Consider the following 16,956-nt stretch of genomic DNA (forward strand, 5'->3'; position numbering starts at 1 on the left):
GACTTGGAAATGGCAAAAGCAATGAACACACAAAATTCCGTGACACCGTCGGCAGAAGGCATCGCCGCGTCCCTCAGAGCCGCCAAAGGAAGGGGCCTGCCACCGGTCGACAAGTGGAATCCGCCGTTCTGCGGCGATCTCGACATGCGTATAGCACGGGACGGCACTTGGTTCTATCAGGGCACCCCGATCGGCAGACATGCGCTTGTTCGTTTGTTTTCAACGATCCTCAAGCTGGAGGACGGCAAGTATTTTCTGGTGACCCCGGTCGAAAAGGTCGGAATCACCGTCGAAGACGCGCCTTTCCTTGCCGTCGATTTCGAAGCGGTTGGCGCCGGACGCAAACAAGTGCTCAGTTTTCAGACAAATGTCGGAGATACAGTTGTGGCTGGGCCTGACAATCCGATCCGGGTGGTGCGCGATGACGCAAGCGGCGAGCCCTCGCCCTATGTGATGATCCGCGCCGGGCTTGAGGCGCTGATTGATCGCAAGAGCTTTTATCGACTGGTCGATCTGGGTGCACATCACGAGGTCGAAAGTCAGTCGTGGTTCGGGCTTTGGTCCAGCAGCGCGTTTTATCCGATGATCCCGTCGGCTGACCTGCCCGTCTGATATGATTGTCGGTCAACATAACCTTGCTGGACGGCGCCTGAGAATTGCTCCAGACCTGCTCGCGACCTTGCATTGGAGCCTGCAATGATCCCACCACGCCTTGCCCCAGTCGTCTTTGGATTTCTGCTTTCGGGGATGATGTCGTTTCTGGTGTCGGGCGTGGCCACACTGCATGCGCTGGGATTGATCGAGGGATTCTGCGGGCTCTGGATTTCGGCTTGGCTGCCGGCCTGGGGAATCGCCTTTCCAGCGGTTCTGGTGGTGGCACCGGTTGCGCGGCGCCTTGTGGCGGCCATGACGCGCAAGGATGAGACCCTGCGGGACCGGCCATCACCGGATCGGCCAAATTGACAACGCCGAAATGATGCGCGAGACCAATCCGAGCGCGGTTCACCTGCTGAACCCGAGGACCTGTTTGCAGACCGAGGAGGCGCCCATGGGCTATGTCTACGACGATCAGAACATCTTTGCCAAAATCCTGCGTGGCGAGATTCCCAACACCACGGTGCTTGAGACCGAGCATAGTCTGGCGTTTCGCGATCTTTATCCGCAAGCGCCGGTGCATGTGCTGGTGATCCCCAAGGGAGCTTATGTCTGCTACGACCACTTTGCCCAAGAGGCATCGGATGCAGAAATCCTCGACTACACGCGCGCTATCGGCAAAGTTTGCGAGATGGAGGGCGTGGCCAAGGACGGGTTCCGCATGATCTCGAACGCCGGAGTGGCTGGGGTACAGGAGGTGCCGCATCTGCATGTACACATCCTGGCCGGACGCCCGCTTGGCCGGATGCTGCAACCGGCCTGATCCTGGTGCTCTGATCCTGCGGTGCGCGCCTTTTGTACGCGCTGAATATGTCACCCCCGCCTCGTTCGGCGGTATAAAGACGTCTGCCTGCGTCTTTGTGTGTGTTGCGCAGGAAGCGGGTCGCCCGGTGGCCCTGTGCCGCGATAAATTCAGACCATAAGCAGTGCTGTCAGCGGAGGTCTGAAATGATACAATTTACCGGGATGCCAACCAAGGAAGCACGCGCCTACCAAGCCGGTGGGGAGGATGCCTGTGGCCAAGTACCCGAGTGCCGCCTGAGCGACGAGGCGGGGAACCCCTGTCGTCATTGTCTTAGGCATGTTCCGGCAGGGGAGGAGATGTTGGTGTTGGCCTATAGGCCGTTCGGGGCACTGCAACCCTATGCCGAAACCGGGCCGGTGTTCCTGTGCGCAAAGCCTTGCGGGGCCTATTCCGGCGCAGGGGACGTGCCTGAGGTGCTGAGCACTTCGCCCGACTATCTGATCAAGGGCTACAGCGCGGACGAGCGCATCGTCTATGGCACCGGCGCGGTTGTTCCCTCTGCCACGCTTGGTTCCGATGTCGAGGCGCGGCTGGGGGACGATCGCGTGGCCTTTGTTGATATACGCTCGGCCCGTAATAACTGCTGGCAGGCGCGAGCTCTGCGGCCCAAGGCGCAGTTCTTTTGATCGAAGTGCGCCGTTCAGCGGGCAGACGGCTGCAGTTTTCGCACGCGATCTGTCCGCTGAAGTCAATTGGACGCGACAGGCCTCAGGCCGCGCTCGACCGGGTGAGATTGAGGAAGACTTCCTCAAGATCGGCCTGTTCGGTGCGCACGTCGCGGATGCGGATGCCTGCATTGTGGACCAGCTGCAGCACTTCCTCGGCCTCGGTACGGGCTGAATGATAGGTGAAGGCGATGCTGCCATCGGGTCGGGCTGTCGCCTCGATTCCCGGCGCCGTTGGCAGTGTCGCAGGCTTGGTTTCCGGGGTTATGATCATGGTGCGCGTGTCGATCTGACCCAGCAGATTGTGGGTGGTGTCGCGCGCGATCAGGGATCCTTGCGAGATGATGGCGATTTCATCGCACATCTCTTCGGCCTCTTCTAGGTAGTGGGTGGTCAGGATGATTGTCATGCCACGCTCGCGGTTCAAGCGACGGACGTTTTCCCACAGCATCCGGCGCAGCTCGATATCGACCCCGGCTGTGGGCTCGTCCAGCACGAGGATATGGGGATGATGCACCAGCGCCTTGCCCAGCAGCAGCCGCCGCCGCATCCCGCCCGAAAGGGTGCGGGCATAGGCTTCGGCCTTGTCTGAAAGGCCGATCATCTCGAGGATCTCTTCGGTGCGGCGCTGGGATTTCGGCACGCCATAGAGGCCGGCCTGCACATCCAGCGCGCCGCGCGGGGTAAAGAACGGGTCGAGGTTGAGTTCCTGCGGCATCACGCCTATGGCGGCGCGGGACTGGCGCGGGTTCACATCCTGATCGAATCCCCAGATTTTGACATTTCCGGCGGTCTTGGTCACCAGACCGGCAAGGATATTGATCAGTGTGGATTTGCCCGCACCGTTTGGCCCGAGCAAGCCGAATACCGAGCCCGAGGGCACGGTCAGGTCAATGCCGGTCAGCGCTTCTTTGGGGGGTTGTTTCCCGCCCGCCCCGTATGTTTTGCGCAGTCCTGTGATCTTGATCGCGTCCGTGGTCATGCGGTGTCTTGCTCCCGTTCGGTCATTCGCTCATAACGCAGGTAGTGCAAAGGCAGCCAAAAGGGAATGTGCCCGATGACGACGCAAGCGCCTGAAACCAAGATCGTGGACAAATACCGCATCGCCTGTGATGGCGATGAAGGGGGGCTGGGGCATCCGCGCGTCTGGTTGCAGATCCCCGAAGCCACCGGATTCGTCGAATGCGGCTATTGTGATGCGAAATATGTGCATCGCGATTTCGAGGGCAAGGTCTGAGACCCCACTAAAGCGGCGGGCCCAGGCCGGTTGCACTGCTGCGCCTGGTTTTCGACGTCTTGCTTTGCGGCGGCGTCGGACTTTGCGTATTTGGAAAGAGAAGAAGATGGGGTGGTGGTCGTAGTCGGGCCATGGCATCCTGTTGCTCAGTTGACAACGGAGGCGCGTCATGGCGTTCGGAAAAGGCCATCATCTGCATCTGATTGACGGCTCGGCGTTTATCTTTCGCGCCTATCACGCGCTGCCGCCGCTGACGCGGAAATCGGACGGGCTGCCCATCGGGGCGGTGTCCGGGTTCTGCAACATGTTGCAGCGCTATGTCGAGGGCAATGCCGGGGGCGATGTCACCCATCTGGCGGTGATCTTTGACAAGGGCAGTCATACGTTCCGCAACGACATGTATGACCTTTACAAGGCCAACCGCGAGGCGATGCCCGAGGATCTGCGCCCGCAGATCCCGCTGACCCGGCGTGCGACCGAGGCGTTCAACATCGCCTGCAAGGAGCTTGCGGGCTTTGAGGCGGATGACATCATCGCGACGCTGTCCTGTCAGGCGCGTGAGGCCGGCGGTCAGGTGACGATCATTTCCTCGGACAAGGATCTGATGCAGCTGGTCGGAGACGGGGTCGAGATGTTCGATGCCATGAAGAACAAGCGCATCGACCGCGACGGTGTCTTCGAAAAGTTCGGTGTCTTTCCCGACCGTGTGGTGGATGTGCAGGCGCTGGCCGGCGATTCGGTTGACAACGTGCCCGGCGCGCCGGGGATCGGGATCAAGACGGCGGCGCTGCTGATCAATGAATTCGGCTCGCTTGAGGATCTGCTGGACCGCGCTGAAGAGATCAAGCAGCCCAAGCGGCGGCAGACTCTGGTCGAACATCGTGCGCAGATCGAGATGTCGAAGAAGCTGGTGCAGCTGGATTGCGGGATGGAGCTGGACTTTGGTCTGGACGATCTTGAGGTGAAGGACCCCGATCCCGAGGTGCTGCTGGGCTTTCTGACCGAGATGGAGTTCCGCAGTCTGACCAAGCGGATTTCGGACGCCCTGAACGTCGAAGCACCCGCCATTCCCGAACCCGAGGTTCAGGCGGGGGCCGGCGCTGCGCCCGAGGCACCGCCGATCAGCGCCGATAAATACGAATGCGTCAGCGACATGGCCGCGCTTGAGGGCTGGATCGCGCGGGCCTATGCTCGTGGCTGGGTCGCAGTGGATACCGAGACGACCGGCCTGAACGAGATGATCGCCGATCTGGTCGGCGTGTCCTTGTGTGTTGAGGCGGGCGAGGCCTGTTACATCCCGCTGACCCATCGTGGCGGGGCGGCGCAGAAGGACGGAACCGAAGATCTGTTCAGCGAAAAGGCCGACGATAGCCTTGCCGCAGGGCAGATCGCGCTGGATGCGGCGCTCGCGGCGCTGAAGCCGATGCTGGAGGATCCGAGTATCCTCAAGATCGGGCAGAACATGAAATATGATGCCAAGATCTTTGCCCGCTACGGCATCGAGATTGCGCCGATCGATGACACGATGCTGATGTCCTACGCCATGCATGCTGGGGAGCACGGGCATGGCATGGACACCCTGGCCGAGCAGTATCTGGGGCACAGGCCGATCCCGATCAAGGAGCTGATCGGGTCGGGCAAGAGCCAGATTACCTTTGACCGCGTGCCGATCGAGACGGCTGTGACCTATGCGGCCGAGGATGCGGATGTGACCCTGCGCCTGTGGCAGTTGTTCAAGCCGCAGCTGCACCGCGCCAAGGTCACCCGCGTCTACGAGACGATGGAACGCCCGCTGGTGCCTGTGCTGGCAAAGATGGAGATGGCGGGGATCAAGGTCGACCGTCAGACCCTGAGCCGCATGTCGAGCGCCTTCGCGCAGAAGATGGCGGGGCTGGAGGCCGAAATTCACGAGCTGGCCGGGGAAAAGTTCAACGTGGGCAGCCCGGCGCAGCTGGGCGAGATCCTGTTCGACAAGATGTCGCTTGAGGGCGGCAAAAAGGGCAAGAACGGCAAATATTCGACTGGCGCTGATGTGCTTGAGGATCTGGCGACGGAATATGACCTGCCCCGGCGCGTGCTGGACTGGCGCCAGCTGAGCAAGCTGAAGTCGACCTATACCGACGCCCTGCAGGAGCATATCAACAAGGACACCGGGCGGGTACACACCTCGTATTCCATCGCCGGGGCGAACACCGGGCGGCTGGCGTCGACCGATCCGAACCTGCAGAACATCCCTGTGCGCAGTGAAGAGGGGCGGCGCATTCGCGAAGCCTTTGTCGCGGAGCCGGGCAAGGTTCTGGTGTCCCTGGACTATTCCCAGATCGAGCTGCGCATCCTCGCGCATGTGGCCGACATCGAGGCGCTGAAGCAGGCGTTCCGCGACGGGCAGGACATTCACGCGATGACCGCGTCGGAAATGTTCAACGTCCCGATGGAAGAGATGACATCAGATGTGCGCAGGCAGGCCAAGGCGATCAACTTTGGTGTGATCTACGGGATCAGCGGCTTTGGTCTGGCGCGCAACCTGCGCATTCCCCGGGCCGAGGCGCAGGGCTTTATCGACCGGTATTTCGAACGTTTCCCGGGCATCAAGGCCTATATGGATGACACGGTCGAATTCGCAAAGAAGCATGACCGGGTGGAGACTTTGTTTGGCCGGGTGATCCACACGCCTGAGATCAACGCCAAGGGGCCGCGCTCGGGTTTTGCCAAACGCGCAGCGATCAACGCGCCGATTCAGGGCACCGCGGCAGACATCATCCGGCGCGCCATGGTCCGGATGCCCGATGCCATCGCGGGCCTGCCCGCAACGATGCTGCTGCAGGTGCATGACGAATTGCTGTTCGAAGTGGATGAAGGCTCGGTCGATCCGCTGATCGCCATCGCCAAAGAGGTGATGGAGGGCGCGGCCGACCCGGTGGTGCATCTGGACGTGCCGCTGATCGTTGAGGCGGGGCAGGGCCACAGCTGGGCCGAGGCACACTGATTTCTCCGCCGCGCGGGTGGCGGCGGAGCATTTTGCGTATTTGGAAAGAGAAGAAGCGGGGCGCGCAGACAGCCGCCCCGTTTTTTTGCGCTCTGCCTTGGTCAGGCCACGGGCAGACCAGCCTTGCGGAACAGATCGGATAGCGAGGTTTCGGGGCGGGGGCCCATGTGGCTGATCACCTCGGCGGCAGCGATGCATCCCATGCGCCCGGCGGTGCGCATGTCCTGCTCGGTGGCGAGACCGTAGAGGAAGCCGGCCGCGAACTGATCGCCGGCACCGGTGGCATCGACCGGCACAACCTTGGTCACCGGGACATCGGTGCGCACACCGTTCTGCAGGATGCTGACCCCGTCACCAGAGCGGGTGCAGACCACCAGCGGGCAGATCGCGGCCACAGCGGCAAGGTCGGAGTCCAGATCGTCGTTCTGGAACAGGGCGCGAATCTCGGCCTCGTTGCCGATGACGTAATCCAGCTCGTTTTCGATCAGTTTCAGGAAATCGGCGCGGTGGCGTTCGACGCAGAACGGATCAGAGATCGCGATCCCGGCCTTGCCCCCGGCGGCGCGGCAGGCGCGGGCCGTGGCGATAAAGGCCTCTTTGCCCTTGTCCTTGTCGAACAGATAGCCTTCGAGAAAGACGATGTCTGCCTGCGCTGCGACATCATCGGACACGTCTTCGGGGCCGAGTTCGGCAGAGATCCCGAGATAGGTGTTCATCGACCGTTCGCCATCAGGCGAGACAAAGATCATCGACCGCGACGTCGGCAGCTCACCGCCCGTAACTGGCGGATTGGCGAAGGTGGTGCCGATCTTTTCCATCTCGGCGGCATAGAACCGCCCCAGCGCGTCGTCATGCACGCGCCCGATAAAGCCGGTGCGCAGACCCAGATTGCCAAGGCCGGCCAGGGTGTTGGCCACCGATCCGCCCGGCGCCTGAACGCGGCCTTCCATTGCGCCATAGAGCACCTCGGCGCGGTCGCGTTCGACCAGCTGCATGATGCCCTTGGTGATGCCCATAAGTTCGAGAAAGGTGTCATCGGCGCGGGTGAGCACGTCGACGATGGCATTGCCGATGCCGACAATCTGATAGGTTTTCATAGTGTCTTTTCCTCGAAGGGGCAGAGATCGCGGATATGGCAGGCCCCGCATTTCGGTTTGCGCGCCACACAGATATACCGCCCGTGCAAAATCATCCAGTGATGCGCATGATGTTGGTAATCAACAGGTATATTATCCTCGATAGCGCGTTCCACGGCGACGACATCTTTGCCCGGGCAGATACCCGTGCGGTTGCCGACACGAAAGATGTGGGTGTCCACCGCCTGCGCCGGATAATGCCACCACATGTTGAGCACGACATTGGCCGTCTTGCGCCCGACCCCGGGCAGGGATTGCAGCGCGGCGCGGCTGTTGGGCACCTCGCCGCCATAGTTCGCGACCAGAATCTCGCTGAGTTTCAGCACATTCTTCGCCTTGTTGCGGTACAGGCCGATGGTGCGGATATGTTCGGTGATCCCCTCAAGGCCAAGGGCAACCATCTTTTCCGGCGTATCAGCAATTTCGAACAGTTTGGCTGTGGCCTTGTTCACGCCCGCATCCGTCGCCTGCGCAGACAGTGCGACCGCGACAACCAGCGTAAAGGCATTGACGTGATGCAGCTCGCCCTTGGGTTCGGGTTCGGACGCCTGAAAGCGGTCAAAGATCTCGCGGATCGTATGATAGTCGAGCTGTTTTGCCATGACACCTCTATGCCTGCCCCGGTGTGGATGCGCAATATTCGGGTCGCGGATGCAGGGGCCCCGCCAGTATAGTGCACAGAGACTGCGCCGGGTCGCGCGCCACAGGAGAAAATGATGACACCACCTGAAACCGAGACCGACTCAGGCTATCATTTCAACGTCATGCGCCGCGCGATCGACGCGATTGATGCGGGCGGCCCCGGCCAGACGCTTGAGCAGATGGCGGCGCGGATGGATATGAGCCCGGCACATTTCCAGCGTCTTTTCTCCCGCTGGGCCGGGGTGTCACCCAAGCGCTACCAGCAATACCTGACACTGGGCCATGCCAAGGCGCTGCTGAGCGAACGATTCACGATGATCGAAACGGCGCATTCCGTGGGGCTGTCAGGCACCGGTCGCCTCCATGACCTGTTTTTGCGGTGGGAGGCGATGAGCCCCGGCGAATTTGCCCGTCAGGGCGCCGGTCTGGTCATCCGCTACGGCGGGTTCGACACGCCATTCGGCGCGGCGCTGGCCATGGGCACGGACAAGGGGCTCTGCGGTCTGGGGTTCCTGTCCGAAACCGGGCGCGAGGCTGCGATGGCGGATCTGACGGCGCGCTGGCCTGCGGCGGATTATGTCGCGGATGCCGCCACGATCCGCCCTTGGGTCGATGCTGCCTTTGCCCAGAAGGGCGATACCGCGCTGCACCTCATGGGCGCGCCGTTCCAGATCAAGGTGTGGGAGGCGCTACTGACCATCCCCTCGGGGCAGGTGACCACCTATTCCGAGATCGCACAGGCCGTCCGCCACCCCCGCGCCATGCGTGCGGTGGGCACAGCCGTCGGGCGCAATCCGGTGAGCTTTCTGATCCCCTGTCACCGGGCCTTGCGCAAATCCGGCGGGCTGGGCGGCTATCACTGGGGCCTGCCGGTCAAGCGCGCAATGCTGGCTTGGGAAGCGGCCCGTGCCGAGGCCTGACGTCATCGGGATGTGATCACGATGTGCGGATTGCCGCCGAATTCATCGTGACTTGTCTTTGGTCGCCGTGCAGTTTGGCGCTATACAAAAAGCGACTCCGCAATGGGGAGCAAACCAAGAGGCCTAATATGATCCGAGCAAAAACATCCTTTCTGACCGCCACTGTCGCCCTTCTGGCAATCACCGCGTGTACCGAAACCGGTGGCTATAACGATGGGGTCGATGCTAACAGCAAAACTAAGAACGGCGCCGCCATCGGTGCGGGCGTCGGTGCACTTGCTGGCATCATGGCGGGCAATGACCCGAAAGAGCGCCGCAACAATGCAATCGCAGGTGCCCTTATCGGCGCGGCGGGCGGTGCGATTGTCGGTAACCAGCTGGACAAGCAAGAGGCTGACCTGCGCGCACAGATGGGCAACAACAATGTCACCATCCAGAACACCGGTGACCGCCTGATCGTGACGCTGCCGCAGGACATCCTGTTCGCCACCGACAGCTCCTCCGTACGTCCTGACTTGCAGCGCGACCTTCGCACCGTGGCGCAGAACCTGAACGCCTATCCGAACACCACGATCCAGGTCATCGGCCACACCGACAACACCGGCGACGCCGGTTATAACGCCAGCCTGTCGCAGCGTCGGGCCCAGTCCGTTTCCGGTATCCTGATTGCCGAAGGCGTGTCGTCCTCGCGCGTCCGTAGCGTCGGTCGTGGTGAGGACGCCCCGATCGCGAGCAACCTGACCGCCGAAGGTCGTCAGCAGAACCGCCGAGTTGAGATTGTGATCCTGCCGAACGCCTGATTTCTGACATCTCTTCAGAGCCAGACTTAATCAAATACAGCGCCGCGGCTTGCCGCGGCGCTGTTGCGTTGTAAGTCTTGTGGCAATGAAATGAAGCAGGAGACGCCTATGTCTGATATGAAACTCGTTGGCCTGTGCGGTTCGCTGCGCAAAGCCTCGACCAATCGCATGCTGATGAACGAAGCCGCCCGCATTTTCGGCCCGGCGTCGTTTGCCGAGGGCGACCTGAACCTGCCGATCTTTAACGAAGACATCCAAAATGGCCCGGGAATTCCGGCCGAGGTGCAGGCTCTGTCGGCTCTGATTGGTGGTGCGGACGCTGTCATTCTTGCGACACCGGAGTATAATAAGGGCACTTCTGGCGCGATGAAAAATGCGCTCGACTGGATCAGCCGTACCAAGAATGCACCTTGGAAGGACAAGCCTGTGGCAGTTGTTTCTGCCTCGTCCGGGGCGCAGGGCGGCGCACGGGCGCACAGCATGCTTCGTACGATGATGTTGCCTTTTTCCCCTATTTTGATCCCGGGACCCGAAGTGATGCTGGGTCAGTCCGGCCAGCAATTCGACGAGGAAGGCCGACTTACCAGCGAAATGGGCGTCAAGCTTTTGGGAGAGCTTATGGGCAAGCTGCGCGCCGAAGCACTGCGGATGCGTCAGGTCTGATACCTCTCAGCCGCCTTTCGCACAGCGTTTTTGTTAAAGCCTGACCCGATCACTCAATTTCGTTGTTTTTTGCCGACCGCAAAGACGGATACTAAATTCTCTTAGGTCTATGTCGAAGCAGTTTGAAAACATGGAGCTGTCTGTCTTGGGATGGGCATAAGGGGGTGTGCCGTGGAACTCTCTGCAAGCGGTTCGTGGAACTCAAATGGCGGAAAGATATTTCACAAATTACAAGGCCCCGTTCATTGACGGGGCCGAGGATGTGTTTAAAGATTTTATCTAAAATCGACTCTGAGTTTAGACGCCAGTGCCGTGGAAAACGACCCTTACTGTGCGCAGCAGAACAAGAATATCTGTCTTTATCGACACGCGGTGCAGGTAGTCTGTGTCGAAAACTGCGCGCTCGGCAAAGCTCGATTCATTGCGCACCGAAACTTGCCACAGACCGGTGATACCAGGGCGAAGTTCGTAATAGGCGGTACCGGGGTACATCTTGCGCTGTTCCGGCATCATCGGGCGTGGTCCAACCAAGGACATGTCACCGGAAAAGACATTCCAGAGTTGCGGAAGTTCGTCCAGAGATGTCTTGCGGATCAGGCGACCAATCCTTGTGATCCGCGGGTCATGCCGCAGCTTTTGCGAACGATCCCATTCAGCGCGTGCCAACGGATCTGCAGCCAAGTGTGCCTCAAGCTGCGAATCGGCGTCGTGCACCATGCTGCGCAGTTTCCACATCTTGAAAACCTTACCGTTCCGTCCGACCCGGCGCTGCCAGTAAAACGGTGATCTTCCGTCGGCGGATATCAAAACGCACAAAACTATCACCAAGAGAATAACAGGTGCAGCCGCAATTACGACAAGTGAAACATCAAGGACGCGTTTCAAGAAGTCGTCGTACATGTTACTGCGTTGTGATGAGCTTAGTGAACCGTCAATTAGATCATCAAAATTAGAAGTCTGCATGGAACTGCGTAGATGAATTGTCAAAGCAACCTCCTTGAGGCAAATCGTTAAAAAAGAACTATATAGAATGCAACTCCGGTTCAGCCTTGCCTAAATAATGCGCTTGTCCGGTCTGTTCTGATCCAGAATTTCAGCGCAATTATCGGCGGTCACCTGACTAAAGCAAACTTTCACAGTTCCTGTACTCGTCCACCGGTTACGACCGGTATCTTCACTCGCAATGTGACCGAAATGTGTTCCTTTTCAGCCTGTGTGCGAGTTATGGACTTGCGCCTTATTTTAGTCAACATTCTTAAACGAACTCAACTTATGGGGGAGTTTCTTACCCTTTCGTGAACTGCTCTGAGCGAGCTGAACCGCGGATAAATATCTTCCTTTTGGGTTTGGTTGGATGGTTTGGGACAAGATGTTTTCATCACATCATGTGTTCTTTTGGTGCTGGGAACGAAACAAAGTTCGCTGACTTGTTGATCGTTCGAGCCGAGTTTGCGCTTTTGGCGCGCTTGGACTGATCTATTTGCCCGCAAGCCTGAGTTATCGTTTCGGGATTCGTAAAAAACTTGGCTCCGAGGCGCCGTATGTTAATCCGCAGCTGCGACACGTTTCCGATGGCGGACACACAGTGGAATTGGTGCGCGGCGCATCCAAATTTGTGTTTCCTTTGACACGCCGGAGGAGAGTGAATGCCATCACGGAATGTTACATTTTATGTTTTGCCGGCGTCTAAGTGCCGTTTTGAAGCCGAATCAATGACGCATCGACGCCTCTTTTGGTCCCTATTTTGCCGCATTGCCGTTCGCGTATTCGTAATTGTGGCAGCATAGCGCTTGGCTCAGAGTTGCAAGGCACAGGCCCGAAGGCTATGAGCCAGCCAAAGTCAGAGTGACGCGCGGGAGTATGGGATCTATGGCCAATCACCTCTACCAGGAAGATCTGCCTGACGATCTGGATCTAGGCAAAGTTGTGGCTATCGACTGCGAGACGATGGGCCTAAAGCCTCGTCGCGACAGATTGTGTGTGGTCCAGTTGTCGGCGGGGAACGGGGATGCACATATGGTGCAGATCGCGCGTGGACAGAACGAAGCGCCGAACCTGTGTCGCCTTCTGACGGATTCCACCGTGCTCAAGCTGTTCCATTTTGGTCGGTTCGACATTGCGGCCATGTATAACGCCTTTGGCGCTTTGGCTGCGCCAGTTTATTGCACAAAGATTGCGAGCAAGCTGATCCGAACCTATACAGACCGTCACGGGCTCAGAAATCTTGTTCAGGAATTTCTGGGCACGGACATGTCGAAACAGCAGCAATCCAGCGATTGGGGCGCTACGGAGCTGACCATTGCCCAGTTGGACTATGCTGCATCGGATGTCCTTTATCTGCACCGACTGCGCGAGGTGTTGGATGCGATGCTGGCCCGCGAAGGACGGACAGATATGGCGCAGGCTTGTTTCGACTTTCTGCCCGTTCGAGCGCAGTTGGATCTGGCAGGCTGGCAGGAAACAGATATCTTCGCACACAGTTAGGATCGGATCAGCATCAACATGCGCCATCGGGGCAGTAGATATTCGCGGATAATCGCCTGGCTCAAGATTCTCTTGCCAGTGGCGGCGCTTGCGCTTTTGTCCACCACTTTTCTGCTGTCGCGCGATGCCGATCCGGCGGCCAATCTGCCGATCTCGGTGACTGCTGATCCGGACGGGATGGTGCGCGAGCAAGTTACGGATCCCAATTTTGCCGGTACGACGAATTCGGGCGGATCACTGACCATGACTGCTCGAACGGCACGCCCCGTGCCAAACACCGATGAGGTCGAAGCTGACGCGTTGAACGCTACAATTACCATGAAAGATGGCAGCATGATCGCGCTGGAGGCGCCACTCGCAAACCTGAGTGACTCGCGTGACGATGCCAAGATGTCCGGCGGTGTGACAGTGTCCAGTTCCACGGGCTACACTCTGACCACAGACAGCCTAAATGCAGTGCTCAGTCGGGTCGAAGCAGAGAGCCTTGGTCCTGTCGAGGGGGAAAGCCCTGCCGGGCATATTACCGCTGGCCGGATGCGCATCACCGGCGGCGCTGCGGACGAAGATGTCCAATTGCTTTTCACTGACGGGGTAAAGCTGGTATATTACCCGAAAACAGAATGAGTGCTGTCAAATGTTGCGAATGCTGACCCTTGCCTTGGCGCTCATGGTGCCGTTTTCCGTCTTGGCTCAGGGGGCGCAGGTCGCCTTTGGTGGCATGAAGCAGGACACCTCTGCACCGGTTGAGGTCACCGCCGATCAGCTGTCGGTGAACCAGGCGGATGGGACCGCGCTTTATACTGGCAATGTCGTGATCGGACAGGGTGAAATGCGCCTTGCTGCGCCGCAGGTTCTGGTGGTCTACGCAGAGGCTGCGGGCCGCATCGACCGGCTTGAGGCAACGGGGGGCGTGACACTGGTCAACGGAACAGATGCGGCAGAGGCAGAGCGCGCCGATTACAGTATTGATGCGGGCACCATCGTTATGACGGGAAATGTGCTTCTGACTCAAGGCGACAATGCGCTGACATCGGAACTTATGACCGTCAATTTGGACGATGGCACGGCGCAGATGTCGGGCCGGGTCAAATCCGTGCTGCAGCAACCACAGACTTCGGTCAATCCTTGATGGCCATATATGAGCCGAACACGGCGAAAGACACCAGCGGTCTGCGCGTCCTGCATCTGCGCAAGAGCTACAGCAAGCGCGTGGTTATCCGTGACTTTTCGATGGAACTGAGCCGGGGCGAAGTGGTTGCGCTGCTTGGTCCTAACGGATCGGGAAAGACGACGACTTTTTATGCCATCGCGGGCCTCGTGAACCCCGAAGGCGGTCAGGTGATGATCGACGGGCGGGACGCGACCTATCTGCCGATGTACCGCCGTGCTCGGTTGGGCATCGGTTATCTTCCTCAAGAAATGTCGATTTTTCGCGGGTTGTCGGTCGAGGACAATATCGGGGCGATTCTCGATATCAGCCAGCCGGACCCGCACAAACGGCGCGAACGGCTCGAAGAGCTCCTCGGCGAGTTTTCCATCGAACATTTGCGGCGCGCACCTGCATTGGCGCTGTCGGGGGGCGAACGCCGCCGGGTCGAGATTGCACGCTGTCTGGCCGCCGATCCAAAATATCTGCTGCTGGACGAACCATTTGCCGGTGTCGATCCGATCAGCGTTGGGGACATCCGGCATCTCGTTTCTGATCTCAAGAAACGAGGCATTGGCGTGCTGATCACCGACCACAATGTGCGCGAAACGCTCGAAATTGTCGACCGCGCCTATATCCTGCATGACGGCGCCGTGCTGATGTCAGGCACGCCGGACGAGGTTGTGCGAAATGAGAACGTGCGCCGAGTCTATCTGGGCGACAACTTCCGCATCGGTTGAGCCAGTCGCAGCAAAGTTCCTTCACATTTGGTAAAGATAATTCGCTGACATTTATGCGGGATTTGATTGACAGAGTGGGGGGGTGTCACCTCAAATAACAGTTATGACGCTTTCTTGGAATGCATGTCTGACTGGCAAAACACCCTTTTCGGGGAGTGTCAGGCTGGGCGGGTCTTTCGGGCGTTACCTTCCCCCCAGACGCGGCACAATGCCGGGCGGCTTCGCCCTGCGCTGTTGTATGGGTAGATTATGAAAAGGAAAGAACAATGCGCTATCAGATCACGGGAAAGCAGATCGACGTAGGAGAGGCCCTTCAGACACATGTTCAGACTGAACTGGGTTTGGTGGTACAGAAATATGCCAGTCGGCCGACTGAGGCGACGATCACCTTCTCCAAAAGCGCGCACGAATACGTCTGTGAATCCACAGTGCACTTGTCCACTGGCCTGACCGCAACGGCGAAGGCCCGCGCAACCGAGATCTACGCTGCATTCGATGCATGTTCTGAGAAGTTGGACAAGCAACTGCGCCGCTATAAGCGCCGTTTGAAGGATCATTATAAGGATCGCACGGAACCCGTTGAACTCTTCGGCGCATCTTCGTATATCCTCGCGCGTGAATCCGATGTCGAGGACATGGAACCAGAGACGCTTGCGCCCGTGATCGTGGCCGAAATGCAGACGCAGATCCCGTCCCTGTCGGTAGGTGAGGCGGTGATGCAGATGGAGTTGGCAGGTGCACCAGTCTTGGTGTTCCGGAACCAAAAGAAGAACGGCGTAAATGTCGTGTATCGCAGGGAAGACGGCAATATTGGGTGGATTGATCCATGACATTGCCGTTCCAGGTGTGACGCGGTAGGGCACAGCAGGAACAATTACAGGCAGCTCATGAAATTCGCGCAGCTTATCAAGCCTACGGCCGTCAAGGTCATATCCGCAGCATCCAGCAAGAAGCGGTTGATGCATGATCTGGCCGATTTGGCACAGTGGGCACATGGAATACATGCGCCGACCGCCGTTGAGGCGTTGATGGAGCGTGAAAGCCTTGGTCCAACCGGCGTGGGGCATGGCGTCGCTTTGCCCCATGCCCGGATCCCGGACCTTGAAGACGTTGTTGGTGTGTTCATTCTGCTGGAAAAGCCGATTAATTTCGAAGCCGTTGACCGGCAGCCGGTAGATGTGGTCTTTGCCCTATTTGCGCCCGAAGAGGCTGGCGTCGAACATCTCAAAGCTTTGGCTTTGGTGTCCCGCACCCTGCGCGAGGATTCGATCTGCGCCAAGCTGCGCGCAAACCATGATCCCAGTACTCTTTACACAATTCTCACCGAACCACACACTTCGAAGGCCGCCTGATATCTTGACCTGTTTTCCCGCAATGACGGGCAATCGGTTTGTTGTGAAAGCAGGCTGACTGTCTGCAGAGCCCTGAAGCTGTGGTCACAGGGTGGTTCTTGCTTGTCATAAATGAGCCACATTCCAGGTTTTAAGTGGTTTCGGTGTAGAGTTGTAGCTGCTGATTTTTTCGCCTCGACCTGCTTTGGCGGTGTGGGAAAGCGGCATGATACAAAGCCGGTCAGGGCTGACACATTTTCGGACAGGTTTGGCGATCAACGAGGATCGCTAAGATGGTAAGTAGTCTTTACTATCTTATTAAGTATGTATCCTGTCTTGGCGCTTCCCTATAGGTTGCAAGGAGATCCTAGGTAGTCACAAATGTTCCAGAATTTGAGGAGTAGAAACTCATCGACCGCCTATCCTACTATTCAAGGACAAAGAAGCATAGCGTCAGAGCTGAACGGCCGCTTGCAGGATCTTCGATGAAGTCGCTTGCGACGCTTATCCTTGCTATACCGCTTTCCTTGGTGGTGGCCGTCTGGGTGCTGGTCATCTGTAATCTGTCCCTGATCTGGATCTTGCCGATCTATGCTGTGCTTGGGGCTGTAATGATAATTGTCGCGGCGCTTTTTTTGTCGAATGGCAAGGACGAGTAACAGTTTTTCGCCAAACGAATCACAGAGGTTGTTTGTGAAAACTGAACATCCGGGATGAGTGGATTTTCCGCGCAACAGCAGCATGAT

Annotated in this window: 20 protein-coding genes; 16 read left to right on the forward strand and 4 right to left on the reverse strand. The window is 58.5% G+C overall.

Annotation, left to right across the window (positions count from 1 at the left end; all coding sequences use genetic code 11):
- Positions 1–21: 21 nt before the first annotated feature.
- The 4 genes from P775_RS01700 (at position 22) to P775_RS01715 (ending at position 2,085) form a co-directional block, all read left to right on the forward strand.
- Positions 22–612: a DUF1285 domain-containing protein gene (locus P775_RS01700; RefSeq protein WP_099909337.1), complete on the forward strand. Its 591-nt coding sequence runs from the start codon at positions 22–24 to the stop codon at positions 610–612.
- 84 nt (positions 613–696) lie between these two features.
- Complete coding sequence (locus P775_RS01705; protein WP_099909338.1) at positions 697–963, forward strand: DUF2798 domain-containing protein; 267 nt, start codon at positions 697–699, stop codon at positions 961–963.
- An 85-nt stretch (positions 964–1,048) separates the two neighbouring features.
- Complete coding sequence (locus P775_RS01710) at positions 1,049–1,417, forward strand: HIT domain-containing protein (RefSeq protein ID WP_099909360.1); 369 nt, start codon at positions 1,049–1,051, stop codon at positions 1,415–1,417.
- Positions 1,418–1,620: 203 nt separating this feature from the next.
- Entirely contained in the window at positions 1,621–2,085 is a 465-nt protein-coding gene (locus tag P775_RS01715; RefSeq protein WP_342749623.1) for a DUF1203 domain-containing protein, read from the forward strand.
- 82 nt (positions 2,086–2,167) lie between these two features.
- On the opposite strand, the gene P775_RS01720 is transcribed toward P775_RS01715, so the two are convergent.
- Positions 2,168–3,106 carry an ABC transporter ATP-binding protein gene (locus tag P775_RS01720; protein WP_099909340.1) on the reverse strand — a complete coding sequence of 313 codons (939 nt, stop codon included), beginning with the start codon at positions 3,104–3,106 and terminating at the stop codon, positions 2,168–2,170.
- 75 nt (positions 3,107–3,181) lie between these two features.
- Between P775_RS01720 and P775_RS01725 the strand changes: the two genes are divergently transcribed.
- On the forward strand, positions 3,182–3,361 hold the full coding sequence (locus P775_RS01725; protein WP_099909341.1) for a zinc-finger domain-containing protein: 180 nt from the start codon (positions 3,182–3,184) through the stop codon (positions 3,359–3,361).
- Positions 3,362–3,530: 169 nt separating this feature from the next.
- Positions 3,531–6,347, forward strand: coding sequence for a DNA polymerase I (gene polA / locus P775_RS01730; protein ID WP_099909342.1), 2,817 nt, complete (start codon positions 3,531–3,533; stop codon positions 6,345–6,347).
- A gap of 101 nt (positions 6,348–6,448) precedes the next feature.
- Here polA and P775_RS01735 read toward each other — a convergent pair whose 3' ends face one another.
- Together P775_RS01735 and nth are read right to left on the reverse strand one after the other, a co-directional pair.
- Positions 6,449–7,444, reverse strand: a complete 996-nt coding sequence (locus tag P775_RS01735) for an adenosine kinase (protein WP_099909343.1) — start codon at positions 7,442–7,444, stop codon at positions 6,449–6,451.
- Positions 7,441–8,085: an endonuclease III gene (gene nth, locus P775_RS01740; protein ID WP_099909344.1), complete on the reverse strand. Its 645-nt coding sequence runs from the start codon at positions 8,083–8,085 to the stop codon at positions 7,441–7,443. The genes P775_RS01735 and nth overlap by 4 nt, the downstream gene beginning before the upstream one ends.
- Before the next feature lie 114 nt (positions 8,086–8,199).
- On the opposite strand from nth, the gene P775_RS01745 reads away from it, so the two are divergent.
- The 3 genes from P775_RS01745 to P775_RS01755 all read left to right on the forward strand — a co-directional run bounded on the left by P775_RS01745 (position 8,200) and on the right by P775_RS01755 (position 10,508).
- Positions 8,200–9,045 carry a methylated-DNA--[protein]-cysteine S-methyltransferase gene (locus P775_RS01745; protein ID WP_099909345.1) on the forward strand — a complete coding sequence of 282 codons (846 nt, stop codon included), beginning with the start codon at positions 8,200–8,202 and terminating at the stop codon, positions 9,043–9,045.
- Positions 9,046–9,173: 128 nt separating this feature from the next.
- Positions 9,174–9,845: a YiaD family glycine zipper/OmpA-like lipoprotein gene (locus P775_RS01750; protein ID WP_099909346.1), complete on the forward strand. Its 672-nt coding sequence runs from the start codon at positions 9,174–9,176 to the stop codon at positions 9,843–9,845.
- Between the two features lie 108 nt (positions 9,846–9,953).
- Positions 9,954–10,508 (forward strand): NADPH-dependent FMN reductase, encoded by a 555-nt coding sequence (locus P775_RS01755; protein WP_099909347.1) that lies wholly within the window; start codon positions 9,954–9,956, stop codon positions 10,506–10,508.
- A 297-nt stretch (positions 10,509–10,805) separates the two neighbouring features.
- Here the strand turns inward: P775_RS01755 and P775_RS01760 are convergent, their stop codons facing one another.
- Positions 10,806–11,495 (reverse strand): sugar transferase, encoded by a 690-nt coding sequence (locus P775_RS01760; RefSeq protein ID WP_245875526.1) that lies wholly within the window; start codon positions 11,493–11,495, stop codon positions 10,806–10,808.
- A gap of 882 nt (positions 11,496–12,377) precedes the next feature.
- Between P775_RS01760 and P775_RS01765 the strand changes: the two genes are divergently transcribed.
- From P775_RS01765 to P775_RS27865, 7 genes are all read left to right on the forward strand, one after another.
- Positions 12,378–12,992: a ribonuclease D gene (locus P775_RS01765; protein WP_099909349.1), complete on the forward strand. Its 615-nt coding sequence runs from the start codon at positions 12,378–12,380 to the stop codon at positions 12,990–12,992.
- 18 nt (positions 12,993–13,010) lie between these two features.
- Positions 13,011–13,616, forward strand: coding sequence for an LPS export ABC transporter periplasmic protein LptC (gene lptC / locus P775_RS01770; RefSeq protein WP_099909350.1), 606 nt, complete (start codon positions 13,011–13,013; stop codon positions 13,614–13,616).
- Positions 13,617–13,626: 10 nt separating this feature from the next.
- The gene (gene lptA, locus P775_RS01775; protein WP_099909351.1) at positions 13,627–14,121 is read left to right on the forward strand and encodes a lipopolysaccharide transport periplasmic protein LptA; all 495 of its coding nucleotides are present in this window, start codon (positions 13,627–13,629) and stop codon (positions 14,119–14,121) included.
- Positions 14,121–14,879, forward strand: coding sequence for an LPS export ABC transporter ATP-binding protein (gene lptB / locus P775_RS01780; protein WP_099909352.1), 759 nt, complete (start codon positions 14,121–14,123; stop codon positions 14,877–14,879). Before lptA ends, lptB begins: the two co-directional genes overlap by 1 nt.
- 266 nt (positions 14,880–15,145) lie before the next feature.
- Positions 15,146–15,709 (forward strand): ribosome hibernation-promoting factor, HPF/YfiA family, encoded by a 564-nt coding sequence (hpf, locus tag P775_RS01785; RefSeq protein WP_099909353.1) that lies wholly within the window; start codon positions 15,146–15,148, stop codon positions 15,707–15,709.
- A gap of 57 nt (positions 15,710–15,766) precedes the next feature.
- Positions 15,767–16,231, forward strand: a complete 465-nt coding sequence (locus P775_RS01790; RefSeq protein ID WP_099909354.1) for a PTS sugar transporter subunit IIA — start codon at positions 15,767–15,769, stop codon at positions 16,229–16,231.
- 464 nt (positions 16,232–16,695) lie between these two features.
- Positions 16,696–16,869 carry a hypothetical protein gene (locus tag P775_RS27865; protein WP_180287283.1) on the forward strand — a complete coding sequence of 58 codons (174 nt, stop codon included), beginning with the start codon at positions 16,696–16,698 and terminating at the stop codon, positions 16,867–16,869.
- Positions 16,870–16,956: the final 87 nt, after the last annotated feature.

Source organism: Puniceibacterium antarcticum, from assembly GCF_002760615.1.
GTDB classification, from domain to species: Bacteria; Pseudomonadota; Alphaproteobacteria; order Rhodobacterales; family Rhodobacteraceae; genus Puniceibacterium; species Puniceibacterium antarcticum.

What these genes read in the sequence shown, in the direction of transcription:
- P775_RS01700 (WP_099909337.1), top strand. Translation starts at nt 22, where the DNA reads ATGAACACACAAAATTCCGTGACACCGTCGGCAGAAGGCATCGCCGCG.
- P775_RS01705 (WP_099909338.1), top strand. Translation starts at nt 697, where the DNA reads ATGATCCCACCACGCCTTGCCCCAGTCGTCTTTGGATTTCTGCTTTCG.
- P775_RS01710 (WP_099909360.1), top strand. Translation starts at nt 1,049, where the DNA reads ATGGGCTATGTCTACGACGATCAGAACATCTTTGCCAAAATCCTGCGT.
- P775_RS01715 (WP_342749623.1), top strand. Translation starts at nt 1,621, where the DNA reads ATGCCAACCAAGGAAGCACGCGCCTACCAAGCCGGTGGGGAGGATGCC.
- P775_RS01720 (WP_099909340.1), bottom strand. Translation starts at nt 3,106, where the DNA reads ATGACCACGGACGCGATCAAGATCACAGGACTGCGCAAAACATACGGG.
- P775_RS01725 (WP_099909341.1), top strand. Translation starts at nt 3,182, where the DNA reads ATGACGACGCAAGCGCCTGAAACCAAGATCGTGGACAAATACCGCATC.
- polA (WP_099909342.1), top strand. Translation starts at nt 3,531, where the DNA reads ATGGCGTTCGGAAAAGGCCATCATCTGCATCTGATTGACGGCTCGGCG.
- P775_RS01735 (WP_099909343.1), bottom strand. Translation starts at nt 7,444, where the DNA reads ATGAAAACCTATCAGATTGTCGGCATCGGCAATGCCATCGTCGACGTG.
- nth (WP_099909344.1), bottom strand. Translation starts at nt 8,085, where the DNA reads ATGGCAAAACAGCTCGACTATCATACGATCCGCGAGATCTTTGACCGC.
- P775_RS01745 (WP_099909345.1), top strand. Translation starts at nt 8,200, where the DNA reads ATGACACCACCTGAAACCGAGACCGACTCAGGCTATCATTTCAACGTC.
- P775_RS01750 (WP_099909346.1), top strand. Translation starts at nt 9,174, where the DNA reads ATGATCCGAGCAAAAACATCCTTTCTGACCGCCACTGTCGCCCTTCTG.
- P775_RS01755 (WP_099909347.1), top strand. Translation starts at nt 9,954, where the DNA reads ATGTCTGATATGAAACTCGTTGGCCTGTGCGGTTCGCTGCGCAAAGCC.
- P775_RS01765 (WP_099909349.1), top strand. Translation starts at nt 12,378, where the DNA reads ATGGCCAATCACCTCTACCAGGAAGATCTGCCTGACGATCTGGATCTA.
- lptC (WP_099909350.1), top strand. Translation starts at nt 13,011, where the DNA reads ATGCGCCATCGGGGCAGTAGATATTCGCGGATAATCGCCTGGCTCAAG.
- lptA (WP_099909351.1), top strand. Translation starts at nt 13,627, where the DNA reads ATGTTGCGAATGCTGACCCTTGCCTTGGCGCTCATGGTGCCGTTTTCC.
- lptB (WP_099909352.1), top strand. Translation starts at nt 14,121, where the DNA reads ATGGCCATATATGAGCCGAACACGGCGAAAGACACCAGCGGTCTGCGC.
- hpf (WP_099909353.1), top strand. Translation starts at nt 15,146, where the DNA reads ATGCGCTATCAGATCACGGGAAAGCAGATCGACGTAGGAGAGGCCCTT.
- P775_RS01790 (WP_099909354.1), top strand. Translation starts at nt 15,767, where the DNA reads ATGAAATTCGCGCAGCTTATCAAGCCTACGGCCGTCAAGGTCATATCC.
- P775_RS27865 (WP_180287283.1), top strand. Translation starts at nt 16,696, where the DNA reads ATGAAGTCGCTTGCGACGCTTATCCTTGCTATACCGCTTTCCTTGGTG.